This is a genomic window from Saccharicrinis fermentans DSM 9555 = JCM 21142 (assembly GCF_000517085.1).
Lineage (GTDB): Bacteria > Bacteroidota > Bacteroidia > Bacteroidales > Marinilabiliaceae > Saccharicrinis > Saccharicrinis fermentans.
The window spans coordinates 2,181,603-2,195,658 of the sequence record NZ_KI912107.1 but is presented as its reverse complement, the minus strand read 5'-3'; the positions used below and the strand labels follow the sequence as shown (position 1 = coordinate 2,195,658).

The 14,056-nt window shown below is 36.6% G+C and carries 11 protein-coding genes; 9 read left to right on the top strand and 2 right to left on the bottom strand.

What is annotated here, in order from left to right:
- The first annotated feature begins 100 nt into the window (after positions 1-100).
- The 3 genes from CYTFE_RS0108580 (at position 101) to CYTFE_RS0108570 (ending at position 4,253) form a co-directional block, all read left to right on the top strand.
- A complete protein-coding gene (locus tag CYTFE_RS0108580) occupies positions 101-1,900 on the top strand; it encodes a RagB/SusD family nutrient uptake outer membrane protein (protein WP_027471469.1) in 1,800 nt (599 codons plus the stop codon).
- A 104-nt stretch (positions 1,901-2,004) separates the two neighbouring features.
- Positions 2,005-3,669: a hypothetical protein gene (locus CYTFE_RS25690; protein ID WP_052343095.1), complete on the top strand. Its 1,665-nt coding sequence runs from the start codon at positions 2,005-2,007 to the stop codon at positions 3,667-3,669.
- A gap of 131 nt (positions 3,670-3,800) precedes the next feature.
- Positions 3,801-4,253 (top strand): hypothetical protein, encoded by a 453-nt coding sequence (locus CYTFE_RS0108570; RefSeq protein WP_154665639.1) that lies wholly within the window; start codon positions 3,801-3,803, stop codon positions 4,251-4,253.
- Between the two features lie 55 nt (positions 4,254-4,308).
- Here CYTFE_RS0108570 and CYTFE_RS0108565 read toward each other — a convergent pair whose 3' ends face one another.
- Entirely contained in the window at positions 4,309-4,713 is a 405-nt protein-coding gene (locus CYTFE_RS0108565) for a helix-turn-helix transcriptional regulator (RefSeq protein ID WP_027471467.1), read from the bottom strand.
- Between the two features lie 73 nt (positions 4,714-4,786).
- Here CYTFE_RS0108565 and tnpA point away from each other — a divergent pair, with 73 nt between their 5' ends.
- From tnpA to tnpC, 3 genes are all read left to right on the top strand, one after another.
- The gene (tnpA, locus tag CYTFE_RS0108560; RefSeq protein ID WP_027471224.1) at positions 4,787-5,131 is read left to right on the top strand and encodes an IS66 family insertion sequence element accessory protein TnpA; all 345 of its coding nucleotides are present in this window, start codon (positions 4,787-4,789) and stop codon (positions 5,129-5,131) included.
- 3 nt (positions 5,132-5,134) lie between these two features.
- A complete protein-coding gene (gene tnpB / locus CYTFE_RS0108555; RefSeq protein ID WP_027471466.1) occupies positions 5,135-5,485 on the top strand; it encodes an IS66 family insertion sequence element accessory protein TnpB in 351 nt (116 codons plus the stop codon).
- Between the two features lie 73 nt (positions 5,486-5,558).
- Positions 5,559-7,133 carry an IS66 family transposase gene (gene tnpC, locus CYTFE_RS0108550; RefSeq protein WP_044262681.1) on the top strand — a complete coding sequence of 525 codons (1,575 nt, stop codon included), beginning with the start codon at positions 5,559-5,561 and terminating at the stop codon, positions 7,131-7,133.
- Here the strand turns inward: tnpC and CYTFE_RS30335 are convergent.
- Positions 7,038-7,889 carry a tetratricopeptide repeat protein gene (locus CYTFE_RS30335; protein ID WP_162150077.1) on the bottom strand — a complete coding sequence of 284 codons (852 nt, stop codon included), beginning with the start codon at positions 7,887-7,889 and terminating at the stop codon, positions 7,038-7,040. The genes tnpC and CYTFE_RS30335 overlap by 96 nt on opposite strands.
- Positions 7,890-8,773: 884 nt before the next feature.
- On the opposite strand from CYTFE_RS30335, the gene CYTFE_RS0108540 reads away from it, so the two are divergent.
- The 3 genes from CYTFE_RS0108540 to CYTFE_RS0108530 all read left to right on the top strand — a co-directional run bounded on the left by CYTFE_RS0108540 (position 8,774) and on the right by CYTFE_RS0108530 (position 12,360).
- A complete protein-coding gene (locus CYTFE_RS0108540) occupies positions 8,774-9,781 on the top strand; it encodes an IS110 family RNA-guided transposase (protein ID WP_044262557.1) in 1,008 nt (335 codons plus the stop codon).
- 23 nt (positions 9,782-9,804) lie between these two features.
- On the top strand, positions 9,805-11,190 hold the full coding sequence (locus tag CYTFE_RS28590; RefSeq protein ID WP_052343094.1) for a family 43 glycosylhydrolase: 1,386 nt from the start codon (positions 9,805-9,807) through the stop codon (positions 11,188-11,190).
- A gap of 156 nt (positions 11,191-11,346) precedes the next feature.
- Positions 11,347-12,360, top strand: a complete 1,014-nt coding sequence (locus tag CYTFE_RS0108530) for a hypothetical protein (protein ID WP_027471463.1) — start codon at positions 11,347-11,349, stop codon at positions 12,358-12,360.
- The last annotated feature ends 1,696 nt before the right edge of the window (positions 12,361-14,056 follow it).

Here is a 14,056-nt window from a genome sequence, read left to right as displayed (position 1 = left end):
AGTGGAGAGGAACAGTAACAAGTCATGTGAGAGTTTTTTATACACGATAATGATTAAGGTGGCGAGTTCCATATGGCCATTGAAAAATAAATTTAAAGAGATGAAAAGTAAATTAATAAGATATATAGCTGCAGCTTTAGTGGTAGTTTGCTATAGTAGTTGTGAGGATTTTCTTACTCAGGTAAATCCCAACGAAATGACTACTGACAGTTTTTGGAAAGATCTGAATGATACGGAAGGTGGTTTAACCGCTGTTTACAATCAATTTCGTAACATGGATGTGATGGGAAATAAGTATGAGATTCCCAGAAGTGATGAATGTTGGCCTGGATATGCACGCCCTAGCACCACCAATGAATATTATATGCAAACTTTTACGTCATCCAGCGATGGAGCTAATGAAAAGTGGGAAAATATATATAAAGGGGTATTTCGTACAAATCAGGTTATTAAAGGATTAAAAAGTATTGAGGATGGATTGACTACAGATGATGAAAAATTAGAGTGGCAATACCAAATGGGACAAGCACGTTTTTTTAGGGGTTTGTTTTATCATTATTTGCATAGTTCTTTCAATAATGGCAGCGTATTGTTATACAATTTTGTGCCGGAAACGGAGGAAGATTTTAATCAACCTCTGGTGTCGGCAGATACGATTCTGAAATTTATTCGGGATGATTTAGAGTACGCTCTTGGCCATCTGCCTGAAAAATGGATCGATTATAGTAGTAATGGAAGTCCTTCTAATAGTTCTGATCTGGGACGTGTTACCTCTGGTGCGGCTGCTGCTGTTATGGGAACCAGCTATCTGTATGAGAAAGATTATACTACTGCTGCAAGCTATTTTAAACAAATAATTGATGGTGGGGTGTATCGTTTAATGGATAATATCAATGATAATTTTACAGCTAATAATGAGTTTAATCAAGAGTCTATTCTTGAAATTGGATATAATCTGAATACCAAGGTAGACGAGTCAGCAAGTTCTGCAGAGGGAACCGCAAATACTTATAATATGTTGTATAGCCCCATTGGAGGTTATCGTTCAGTGTATCCAGCAAACTGGTTGATAATAAAATATATGAATGATCCTATAGATTCAGCTGATGCGCGTAATATTGTTTCTTATGAAGAAGAAGTTGATGGGGTAGTTGTTAAGAAACAGCGTATCCGAAAATATTCTTTACGAACATCGTATTCTATAGCACTGATTGATGATGTGGATATGACATATTATGGCTATGACCCTATTGCCGATGCGAATACTTTTAAAAACTTGGGTACTTCTTATTGGCGTAAGATGACTAACTGGGAAACAGTATCCAGTGAGAAAGATTTACTTCAAAAGTCAGGTATTAATTATAGGGTTATCCGTTATGCAGATATCTTACTGATGTATGCTGAATGCCTGATTAAAGGAGGTACTGATGAAGCAGGGGTTGAGGAGGCGTTGAAATATATCAATCGGGTTCGTTATCGTTCTGCTTTACAATTATTAGGTGCTGCTACCGCCGGTGAGTATGTGGGATCGACTTACGATGAAGTGGATTATTCTGCTCAGGATGTCATGGAACACCTAATGTATAAGGAGCGTCCATTGGAATTGTCTGCCGAAGGTTACGCAATCCGTCAGATTGATTTAAGACGCTGGGGTATTACAAAGGAACGTTTCGAAGACCTAGCGTCAAGAGTATATTGGGCTGATCAATATGTCTTTTTGAGTGCTGCAACTGGAAAAAATAAAACGAAATATTCGGCTATTTTAAAGGAAGAATATAATCCTGATTATACGAAAGATCTATCTGAATTTAAGCAAGCTGCAGTTAATTATAGGGAGGACGATCATGCTTATTGGCCTGTTCCAACAGGCGAGGTAACTGCCAATTCAATGATTGACTAACAAAAATGAAGAACATGAAACGAGCCATGAGAGTGATCTCTCACACAGGTGAATGATTATCACGGCGAGTTCCATATGACCATTAAGAAATAAATTATAAACATATGAAAGATATAAAGTTTTTATTCGTATTTTCTCTTATGGCAATGATGTTTGCTTGTGAGACGGATTATGAACCGTTAAATAAATTTTCGGATGCCGATTGGTATACAAGTGCTTTTGGCGCTCCTATGGTAATTTCTGTGGATGATTATATGTCTTTTTCTGATTTGTCTCAGGGAACCAAAAGCCATTCCTGGTCTTTCTCAAATACCAGCGGGTGTAAATTTTTAAAGGGAACAATTTTAAGTAGTGATAAGGATTTTTATCCATTTATAGATGAGCGTTTGGATACGATTTCGCTTGATAAAACAGTACATGTTTTATTTACTAAAGGTGGTATTCAGGGTATTCGTCTTCATAATGTTTTTGAATACTATGCTAGATTCGAAGGTAATGATACTTTGGAAACAGTATATCAAAATGGTGAATGGGTTCTGGATACAACTTTTATGGTGGATGTATATGATTCTATTCAACCGGCATTTAATGTATACCAAGATGGAGTTAAAGTGATCAGTGTTGCTTATAACGAAACTCCTTTGCTTGAAGAAAAGGATATGTGGAAGGAAGTGGATGTTGAGTTTGGTAAAACATTGACTTTTGTTGATCTTACTGAAAAAGGCCGTCCCGACACATATTTGTGGGAAGTTAAAGGGGGGACGCCTGAAGAAAGTGTTGATTCTGCGGCAGTTATTGCTTTTAATCAAATAGGAACCTTCACGGCTAAATTTACTGCTTCCAGAACAGATGAGAATATTCCGGCAGGTTCCAAATTAAAGAATGTACCTATCAAAATTCATGTAATACCATCCAGTGAGCCATTGGTTTTAGATGGTCATATCACTAAAGTAGATGATATGACCTTGCAGTTGCCTATTTCTAGGGGACTTGAAGCCTTTAGTGATAAAGAAGGTTTTTTTACGGTTCATGTGTCAAATACAAATGGTTTTGATCAGGATGTGGCTGTAGACTTAGCGAAAGTTAATGCGGATGATATTACTAAAATTGACTTGCTACTGGCAGCACCTATCTATGATAATGACGTGGTAACTGTTTCTTATGATGATGATGGCCAGATTAAATCTATTGATCAACGAGAGTTGGATTCTATTGAAGCTGTAGATGTGGTTAGTGCTGATGTGAATATGATGGGTATTGCAGGTGGGTTTGAAGATGCTCTGGGTGACGTATGGACTGAGAATCATAAAAAAGTGGGGGCAACGGCTGAATATTCTACAGAGCATGTAGCCAGCGGTATGTATAGTTTAAAGTTAGAAAATGAAGTAGGTGAACAAGCAAGAGTTTATAGTAATGCAGGTTCGTTGTTTTCATTAAAAGCAGGTGTAACATATATAGTTAGATATAAACGTTACTTAACGGCAAGTGCAGATTTAGCCGGGGGAGATAAACTATATATTGCTACTGGAACAAATGTTGCTGTCAAACAAATTAATAATGTTGAAAATTTATTGGATGATGTTAATTCAAATAAAATGTGTCATGTCTTTGCTGGTAAACCTGCCGAATCGTGGTATGCAATGGAATTTGAATTTACACCTGATGAAGATTATAACGATGCATATTTTAATCTACAAATAAATCCGAAGGTGGGAGTTTTCTATTATGATGATTTTTATATTGCAATAAAAGCATCCAAAAGACCTTAATTATTTTTATATACCCTGCTTTTAATGGGTAGGGTATGTTTTTTTTAACACATAAAATCTATGGGGTAGAGTATGGTTCATTTCGGTAAATTCCATATAACCACTAAAAATATATTATAAACATGAAAAATATGATGAAGTTATTTAGTCTGATTTTTATTTTTGTTACATTAGCTTGTGAACCAGATGGGTATGATGTTCCTGAAATAGACCTGGTTCCTGTATATTCGCTAAGTGAAACTGCAAACGAAGAGTTTTCTACAGTTCGCATATATCAGCAAAAAAATTTGCTTACAGTAAGTAACAAAGATGGCGGTATTGTTGCTTATCAAACGAAAGATTATGCAGATAGCTCTGATGATCTTAATTTTAATGTATCGGTGGTGGCTTTAGATAGTAAAATGCTTAGCGATGGAGAAGGTAATAATGAGAATGAAGTACAGATTACATACACTTATGTATTAAGCGCACCTGTTGAAACGGGTGAATGTGTATTAACAATTACTTCTTATGATGAAAATTCCCTTGTTACGGGTGTGCAGACTATTCAAGGAGTGTTGACTGACGACGAGATTTATAATTAATCTCATCATTTCTAAGAGTATTAAACGGAACATTTGATGCCAGTTTTATGGCATGTTATAGATTAGCAATATATTTTTCTAAGTTATCAGATCTTTCTAAGCCTATTTTTTTGCGAATTCTAGAACGAGAAATATGAACACTATGTGGCGCGATATTTAATATTCGTGCCATTTCCTTTGTTCCAAAGTTCAGTTTAATAAGAGCGCAGTGCTTCTGCTCTGTTGGACTTAATGCCGGGTGTTTATCATTTAGTCTGCTATAAAAAGCGGTATTAACTTCAGTAAAGCGCAAATTGAATTGATCCCATAGATCCTTTGATCCTTTCTGGTATTTTGCTTGAAGTGGTTTATAGCTTCGGGGAGCATCTTTTTTTATGGCTTCCAGTAATTCGTCAATTGCAGCATCTTTATCGATCATTTGTAGGGCGTAAGATGTGAGTTCTTTACTCTTTACTTCCATCTCAGCTGTATCCACCCCACCAAACCCATGTTTCCTGCCATTCCAATGACTGTTATTTTTGCCTCAAAAAATCATGAAACGCAGAAAATCCTTAAACCGAAGCATGTTTGAGCATGTGGTTCTACAGCAGGAAAGCGGCCAAACTATAGGAAGTTACGCCAAACAAATTGGAGTAACACGCTCGAAAATGCAATACTGGGTAGGTAAATACAAAGCCCTTGAAAAGACTCAAAAAACAGAAAGCGACACCAGCCTGAAATTTATTGACCTTAACTCATTCGGTCTTCAGAATGCACAGGTTGATTCTTTCGCCTCAACAGAATCTTCGGCAACAACGGCAGTTTCATCGCTACAGGATGAGCGATTGCCGCAAATGAGCCTTACTTTTCCGAACGGCATGAGCCTGAAAATTTACTAGCTCATGATTGGGCTGAGTGCAAACTTGCAGTACTATTTGTGCTGCAAGCCTGTTGATATGCGTAATGGCTTTGATGGACTGGCCGGAATCGTGCGCAATATATTGAAGCAGGATCCTGTCAGTGGTTCCGTTTTCATTTTTATAAATCGCACCGGAACACATATAAAGCTGTTATTTTGGGACGGAGATGGTTTTGCCTTGTTTTACAAACGTCTGGAGCGAGGTAGATATTTTCTAGAAGACCAGGATAAAACAACACCATCACGACTCATTACCCGGGAAGAGTTGATGATGATTTTGGAAGGTCTTTCCTTTAAAAATTTGAAACGAAAAAAGCGATTTAAAATCAGCTGATTTTTGTTATTAAATAACTGTAAAATATAGGTTTAAATATTTGTCAGTCAAATATTTAATATTATATTTGTGTATGAAAAAACAGCACATTTCACATAGCCAAAATACTGCTCAACTGGAGGCCAAAATATCGGCTCTGAAAGCGGATCTTTTGGAGAAAGAAGCTGTTATTTCAGAAAAAGACTCTTCCATACAAAAGCTTACGCAGGATGTAGAACATCTTGCTTTTCAGAATGATCAGATGCGTCGTTTAATATTCGGTTCCAAACGAGAACGCTTCATTCCTCAGGTTCATCCCGATCAACTTACATTGTCTTTCGAAGAGGAGGTTGCTGCTGTTTCCAAAGCTGTTAAAGAAGAGCAGGAAAAGATCCGTGTTGAGTATGAACGCAGGAAAGTCAGAAAAGAACATCCTGGCCGTATGCAACTGCCTGACCACTTGCCTGTTAATGAAATTATTTTAGAGCCGGAGCAAGACACTACAGGTATGATATGTATTGGTCAGGAAGTCACTGAGGAGCTGGATTATACACCTGCAAAATTGTTTAAGAACCATTACATCCGTTACAAGTTTATTACCAAAGAGGACGAGAAAGCCGATCAAAAGCAAGTAATTGCTCCTTTAAACAGACCTCTTCATAAATGCATCGCTAGTGCCAATCTGCTGGGAATGATCTTTACCAATAAATACCTCTACCACTTACCGATTTACCGCACCCGCCAGATGCTCATCCAAATGGGAGTTACCATTCCGGACTCCACGCTGGAATCATGGATAAAACTTGGAGCCAATTTATTGCGACCTTTATACGTGGTACATCGATTACATGTTTTCAGGGAAATTTATCAGATGATCGATGAATCACCAATAAAAGTGCAGGATCGCAACAAAAAAGGAACGTGTCATCAGGGGTACATGTGGGTTCGGTATGCCCCATTGTCAAAAAGCGTGCTGTTTGAGTACTACAAGAGCCGATCGGCCAATGGCCCCATCGACGACTTGAGTTCGTTCCGTGGATTTGTTCAAACCGACGGTTATAGTGGCTATACCTTTTTGGCAAAAAAAGCAGGACTGACTCATTTATCATGCTGGGCACATGCCAGACGGTATTTTGATGCCGCACTGAAGAACGATCAGGAACGGGCCTCGCACGTGCTAAGCCTCATTCAGCTTCTCTATGCCATTGAGGCCATTGCACGGGAACAAAATCTATCCCATGAGCAACGGCATGCTCTGCGTCTGGAAAAAGCTCTGCCTGTAATTAACGAAATTGGAGCATATATTAACAAGCACAAAGGATCTGTAATACCAAGAAGTCCTCTGGGCAAAGCTTTTGAATATTGCAAAAATCGCTGGACAAGCCTGCAAAACTATCTTACCAACGGAATGCTGGAGATAGACAGCAATCTGGTTGAGAACTCTATTCGCCCTTTGGCTCTGGGACGTAAGAACTATTTGTTTGCCGGTTCACATGATGCTGCCAGAAATATCGCAATGTTCTACAGCTTCTTTGGAACTTGCAAGAAACTTGACATTGATCCGCAAAAATGGCTAAAGTACGTCATGGAAAACATCCACATTACACCCGCCGAAAATTTCAAAGAACTTTTGCCGCAATTTATTGATAAAAGTTTGCTTCAGGAATAAGTATTTGCTCGGGCGGATACTCTCAGCTTTTATTTTTTCTTGTTCTAGTTTCGATTGTAGTTCTGTGTTTTTCTTTTCGAGTAATGTTTTATTGAGCTTTAAACGCATCCTTATTATAAGCACGGCAGTACCACCTAAAAGCAACGATAAAGCAAGGATGATAGAAAGTCTGTCCTGAATCTGCTTTTGGTACCTAAGCTCTTTTTTTTGTTGAGAAATAAATTCATCTTTCTTTTTCATTGCCTTTAGATAGGAGTCTTTAATTTCAAAAAGTTCGCTGTTGGAGTTTAGTTGTAATTGAAATAAGCTATCGCGTACGGCTTGTGATCTATAAAGCAATTTGTATGCAATGGTTTGTCTGTTTTTCTTTTTATATATTTCAGAGAGTTTTAAAAGTACATCAGGTAATATGGAATAATGAGGGTTTTGTTTATCAATGTGTTTTTTGCTTTGATTATAGAAAAAAATGGCGCTATCTGTCTTGTTCATTGCTTCATATAGTTCTCCTAAATAAAGGTAAATGTTTGCGCGATAAGTGATTTTTTTTCCTTCAGTTTGAAGGTTTGCCCTTTGCAGATAGCTAAGGGCTTCATTTAATCTACCCAGTTGTAATAGTACTTTTCCTCTCTCAGCATCTAAATAAGAAAAAGATATTTCATCATTTTTGTATTTGTTTTTTATGGTAAAGCATGTATCTAAATAACTTAAGGCTCTGTTGTAATTTCCTAGATTACGTTGGTGCATAGCTAAGTTCATATAGCTGCCAATGAGGTTAGATGCATAATCCGGATCGTTTTTAGAAACCCTTTTGGCAATGGATAGAGATTGCTCAAGGTGTTGGAGAGCTGCATCATTTAAATTGTAAATCTCATATAGTTTAGCAAGCCGTCTGATAATTTTTGTTTCCTGCGACAAATAATTTGATTTTTTTGAAAGATATAGAGCTTCCCATAGTAAGTCAAATGAACGACTGTATTTTCCGATATTCTTTTTCTTGTCTGACTGATTGATTAATGAAGAAATTATTTTCATGGTATCTCCACTATTGCGCAGCAGTCTTTTTTGCGTTTTTAAAAGTAGTTTGTGTTCAATGGTATCCTGGTTAAATTCATTCTCGTTAGATATGTTGTATTGTGTATATATGCTATCTGTGTTTTGTGTAGTTGCACAATTATGAATGGGGTATAAAAAGTGTAATGTGAGGGGTATAAAAAAAAGTATTTTTCTTGTTAAGTGTTTGTTATGTAGTATCATAGTGTCATGTAAGAATAGGGGCGTAAAGATATTAAAAATACACATGTTCGTTGAATATTATATATCAAAAAATGGCTTTGTATATAAAATGTATAGGGATATATGAGGGTAATGAAGGGCTAATGAGGTAAATTTGAGACGAAAGATAAATTTAAACATATCGTTAGTTTGTGGTACGTAAAATATTATTAGAAATGAATAAGAAATAATACCCTTATATTGGTTAAAAAGCTCCATCTGCTGCGTTAACTTTATTAAACAGATAGATTGAATCTAAGTTTCATATTAAGAACAGCAGATTATTGAGTAAAAGCCAGAGAGTATTTAGGGCAGAACCCACTATCACGATGTTAGCCACTCAATACGGAGCATAAAACAAAATGTTTATGCAAGTATATGGAATTGATTTATCAATGGAAAAGTTTGATGTAAACTTTATTGACAAGAATGGAAAAGAAAAGAAGAAACAAGTGAAGAACAGACTAAGTGCCATATCAAAGTTCTTAGAGAACGTATCAGAAGATGCCGTATTGTGTGTTGAGCATACAGGTTCCTATGGAGACTTATTGGTTTATTTATGCAACCAGTTAGGAATAGATATAGCCTTGATACCGGGTTATACCATAAAGCATAGCCTAGGTATGATAAAGGGAAAGTCTGATGATATAGATGCCGCTAGAATACGAGAATATGGAGAGCGATTCTTTGATAAGTTAAAATACAAGCAGTACGATTCAGAAGAGATAGTTGAATTGAAAAGTTTGTATACACTGCGTTCTCAATTAGTGAAGGCAAGAAAGGTTTTAAGAACAGGAGAGCACGGTCGTTCCAATGTGCCCATACAAAGCGTAAGTGCACATAAATATGCAGATAAAGCTATATTCAATTTAAACAAAGAGATAGAAGAAGTAGAAAGTGAAATAGAAGCTATAATAACGGCAAACAATGAACTGAACGACAATTATGAACTAGTTGTCAGCGTAAAAGGAATAGGGCCTGTTATAGCCACGGATTTGATTATTAAAACAGGGAACTTTCTTGTGATTGACACCGCTCGAAAGGCATCTTCATATGTGGGGATTTGCCCTTTCCCCAATGCGTCAGGAAAGATGGTCGGCAAAGCAAAAATAAGCCCGTTTGGAGATCGAAAACTAAAGGCTCTCCTTTATATGGGTGCTAAGTCTGCTGTCAAGCACAATAAAGAATATAGGCTGTATTACGAAAAGAAAAAGTTAGAGGGCAAACCTCATTATTTAATTATGAATAATGTGTCAAATAAAATGTTGAGAACAATTTATAGCGTTGTAAAAAATAAAACGCCTTACAGTCAAGATTACATATGTCTTGACCCGAGAGAGAAAAATATTAATAGCTCCACTGAAATAGTGGCTTAAAAATTTGTAATTAATTAGAGTATATGAAAACTTTGCGATTATTATGGGTGTTGGTAATTATATCTCTATCTGCATCATCTCAGGAATCACCGGTTTGCTTAAGCAGTGATAGGGAATGGAATATGAATGATTCGGACGCTATTCTTGTGGACATTATGGTTCCTGAACATGGGATGGCAGATCCGCATGCTTGGGTAGAAAATGATACCTTATGGTTTATATGTGGGCATGATATGAGTTGGGAGCCACAAGGATCTTTCCCCATGGATAGATGGGAGATTTGGTCATCTACAGATTTGCGTACTTTTAAATATCATCATAGTATCTTGCCTGAAAATACTTATATAGGTGATAAACCTAACTGTTGGGCAGGTGATATCACTAAACGAAATGGGAAGTATTATTGGTTTTTTTCAAATCGTAATATAGATACCGGAGTGCTTGTGGCTGATAGAATTGATGGAGACTATAAAGATCTATTGGGCAGACCTTTGCTTCCCAAGGGTATTGTTCCCGTACACCCTTATGATCCGGAAATATATGAGGAGAATGGTGTTTACTCTATCTGTTTTGGTGTGGGTAAATATTATATGGCAACCTTGGCCGAAGATATGATGAGTTTAACAACAGATCCAAAACAAATTCTAATACAAGACAAGAATGGTAGGCCTTATAATGCGGAGGATAAACCTACTCTTTTTAAGCGTAATAGTAAATACTATTTGGTGTTTGGATCTCGTTATGCGATGGCAGATAATTTATATGGTCCTTATACTTTTAAAGGTGCCTTTTTGAAAGGTGGACATACTAGTTTTTTTGATTGGCATGGACAAAAGTATGTATTACAAGAAAATCATGATATTAGTGCTTTCTATCGTGGGGCTAGTCTGAAGCCTGTTTTCTTTAATGATGATGGAACGATTCGTGTGCCCGTAAATGACCGGTGGTACCCAGGACCAGGTAGACCATTTAAGTTTAGTCGAAGTACCATGGGCTGGAAAGCGATAGCAGGAACGAGTATTTATTTTAATGATGGCGTGCTTACAGGTAATGTTACAGCAGTTAATGCGTTGGTTCAGAGTGCACCATGGCTGTATACGACCACCAATGGCTTATCTGAAATTACAATTACAATGAGAAATAGTAGTTATGCTGACCAGCTTAAAATCGCAATCTTCTCCAGAGATATGGGGCGAAATTTTTGGCAAGAATGTACAGAACCAGTTGATTGGGATAAAGAGGGATGGATTTCCATTCCGATATCTTCTAATGATACAGAGTTTAATACCTATACCATAAAATTGTCCAGTTTTAAAGAGGTAAATGAGAAATTGATGCAGATTGCTATACAACCAGCCGTAAATACAAATAAAGGAACATGGGAGATTGATGAAGTAATTGTTAAGTAAAGTGACTCTTATGAGGCGCATCAGAATACAGAAAATGCAATAACCATGTCTGTTTAATAGTAATTGTTGCTTATGATTTATAGAGGTACTTTTTGAATTTGTTTAATTTGTCTTTATTTTTGGACAAAATTATAGTTAACATTTTTTTTGACAATAATGAAGCACATAGTACCAATATTAGTAATTATTATATTATTATCAAGTTGCAAAAGTATTCAATTAACATCCCGATATTTCGATCAAGAAAACGATTATGATAGAGAGTTGTTATTAGGAAAAGTAAAGACATATACGACCTATAAAACGGATAAAACGGATGATTCTTCCATTGATGACCGTATGGATAAGAAAGTGATAAATAAAGAGTTTAATAACAAAGGTTTTATAACGCGATATGAATCTTTTAATGATGATGGAAGTTTAGATATTCGTATTGTTAAGACATATACTAACGATACAATTTTAAGGAAGGAAGTGAGAACCGTGGGCAATAACAATCAAGTCCAAATAACGTATTCTTTGGATTCAATAAAAGAGGATGATGAAATAGTTGGCTGGATTAAGAAGCAATATTCTGTTATCAACAAGGGTGGATATAATACAGAACATATAAAAGTCTTAGATAAAAATAATAGAGTAAAAAAATCTATTTTTATTCAACAAGGAGATACGATGAAAACTACCTTGTTTAGTATGGATTATGATGAGAATGATAAATTAATTAAGATATCAAATACTGAGGTAGGGGGTTACGCTGATGGTAATACTAGTGAAATCCATTATAAATATGACAAAAAAGGTAATTTACAGGAAATTACAAGTATTCCTGCACTTAGTTTCTCGAAAGTAATTTATCAATATGATAAAAAAAATCGTGTTAATAGAATGACCAATTATGGCATAAAAACTTCATATGGGGGATTAATGGTTGTTAATTCGTCTGAGCCGCAAGAAAGCATTATAACAGAAACATATTACGACTCTTTTTATAATCCAACTAGGGTGATTACTTATGCTAAGGATAGATCATTAATTAAGGCAGAAAGGATAAAATATAAATATGATGGAACAGGTAATTGGATTCTTAAAAAAGTATATGTAAAAGATATGGATCATAGAAAATGGAATTATTCATACCAATTAGCACGAAATATTAGCTACTATTTGTAGCGTTATTTGTGTTGCTGGGATGTAAGGGGAGTGTAGGCTGGGGGCGGTCCTGCTTGCAAGATTCAGCGACTATTTTAGATCGAATGATCATTCGTGTAAATGCCAGCCAAGTATTTTATTTTCTTGAATTTAGGTTTAGTCTTTATGGAGAAAGAACCGTTTCATTAAGTAAAATATGAGATATTATTGAAAAACAGATCAAAGTATAGTGAACTGATTATTTTATTTGAAATACATAATACATATGGATAGCAAAAAAGAAAGCCAACTAAGTCCTGGATTGTTTTTTACGCTTGGAATGTTCTTATATATAATTATGTATTTTGTATTTAGGAAACAGATGAGAGAAGACATCAATATGATTAGATAGACAAACACTGCCATTTTATAGTGTAATTAATTGATGCTTCTTTTCTCGAGAAGCATGTCTTTTGGACATTCTGGAGCATGTTGTCGCCTCCTTGGCAAATGTTGGTTGAACTCCAAAATTTAGTAGAGAATCTATTTCGGGGGTCTGAAACATCAATTGGGTTCACTGATGTGGGTTGATAGTGATCCATTGTTTTAGACCTTTTTAATAAGTTGTTAAGTTGGCGAGCTGGTAAAATCGTGGAGTTGTTGAAGTTGGTAAAGTTTTTAGCTTGTTAGCTTGTTAGGTTGGCGAGCCGGTAAAGTCGTGGAGTGGCTGAGTTGTATTTCTCATTTAATAGATATCTTCCATTCGTATATGAAACTATCAGTAAAAGACCGCAGGGCAGGCCAGAACAATAGCCCCGGGGCCGGCGCTGGCGAGAGGCTTCCCTGGGCGCACTTGAGGTGGTAGTGCGCTGGACGGAAAGGGAAGTTGATGTAGGGCTGATAGCGATCTATTGTTCTAGACCTTTTTGGTTCTTTTTGTGGCAATGACAAAAAGAACATATGGAGACAGTTCAATATTGAAAAGACTTCAAGTAAAATAAAAGTAGTTACAACTCATCCCTAACCAGATTCAACATTTCTCAACAAACGATAATTCTCACTTAAAAACCCAACAATCGGTAAAAAGACCGCAGGGTTGGCCAGAACAATAGCCCCGTGGCCGGCGTTGGCGAGAAGCTTGAAGTTGGCGAGTTGTTAAGTTGTTGAAGTTGTTAGCTTGTTAGGTTGGCGAGCCGGTAAAGTCGTGGAGTTGTTGAAGTTGTGTCTCTCAGGTATTGCAAGCCTTCTTTTTTAATAGAACTTCAAGTACAGCATAGAAGTTCTCAATTATAAAAATCTATGTTTAAGCTCTCTCATCCAAAGGATATCTTCTATTTATATACAAAATTATCAGTCAAAAGACCGCAGGGTAGGCCAGAACAATAGCCCCGTGGCCGGCGTTGGCGAGAAGCTTGAAGTTGGCGAGTTGTTAAGTTGTTGAAGTTGTTAGCTTGTTAGGTTGGCGAGCCGGTAAAGTCGTGGAGTTGTTGAAGTTGTGTCTCTCAGGTATTGCAAGCCTTCTTTTTTAATAGAACTTCAAGTACAGCATAGAAGTTCTCAATTATAAAAATCTATATTTAAGCTCTCTCATCCAAAGGATATCTTCTATTTATATACAAAATTATCAGTCAAAAGACCGCAGGGTAGGCCAGAACAATAGCCGTGGCCGGCGTTGGCGAGAGGCTTGAAGTTGGCGAGTTGTTAAGTTGTTGAAGTTGGCGAGTTGTTGAAGTTGGTA

What these genes read in the sequence shown, in the direction of transcription:
- CYTFE_RS0108580 (WP_027471469.1), top strand. Translation starts at nt 101, where the DNA reads ATGAAAAGTAAATTAATAAGATATATAGCTGCAGCTTTAGTGGTAGTT.
- CYTFE_RS25690 (WP_052343095.1), top strand. Translation starts at nt 2,005, where the DNA reads ATGAAAGATATAAAGTTTTTATTCGTATTTTCTCTTATGGCAATGATG.
- CYTFE_RS0108570 (WP_154665639.1), top strand. Translation starts at nt 3,801, where the DNA reads ATGATGAAGTTATTTAGTCTGATTTTTATTTTTGTTACATTAGCTTGT.
- CYTFE_RS0108565 (WP_027471467.1), bottom strand. Translation starts at nt 4,713, where the DNA reads ATGGAAGTAAAGAGTAAAGAACTCACATCTTACGCCCTACAAATGATC.
- tnpA (WP_027471224.1), top strand. Translation starts at nt 4,787, where the DNA reads ATGAAACGCAGAAAATCCTTAAACCGAAGCATGTTTGAGCATGTGGTT.
- tnpB (WP_027471466.1), top strand. Translation starts at nt 5,135, where the DNA reads ATGATTGGGCTGAGTGCAAACTTGCAGTACTATTTGTGCTGCAAGCCT.
- tnpC (WP_044262681.1), top strand. Translation starts at nt 5,559, where the DNA reads ATGAAAAAACAGCACATTTCACATAGCCAAAATACTGCTCAACTGGAG.
- CYTFE_RS30335 (WP_162150077.1), bottom strand. Translation starts at nt 7,889, where the DNA reads ATGAACTTAGCTATGCACCAACGTAATCTAGGAAATTACAACAGAGCC.
- CYTFE_RS0108540 (WP_044262557.1), top strand. Translation starts at nt 8,774, where the DNA reads ATGCAAGTATATGGAATTGATTTATCAATGGAAAAGTTTGATGTAAAC.
- CYTFE_RS28590 (WP_052343094.1), top strand. Translation starts at nt 9,805, where the DNA reads ATGAAAACTTTGCGATTATTATGGGTGTTGGTAATTATATCTCTATCT.
- CYTFE_RS0108530 (WP_027471463.1), top strand. Translation starts at nt 11,347, where the DNA reads ATGAAGCACATAGTACCAATATTAGTAATTATTATATTATTATCAAGT.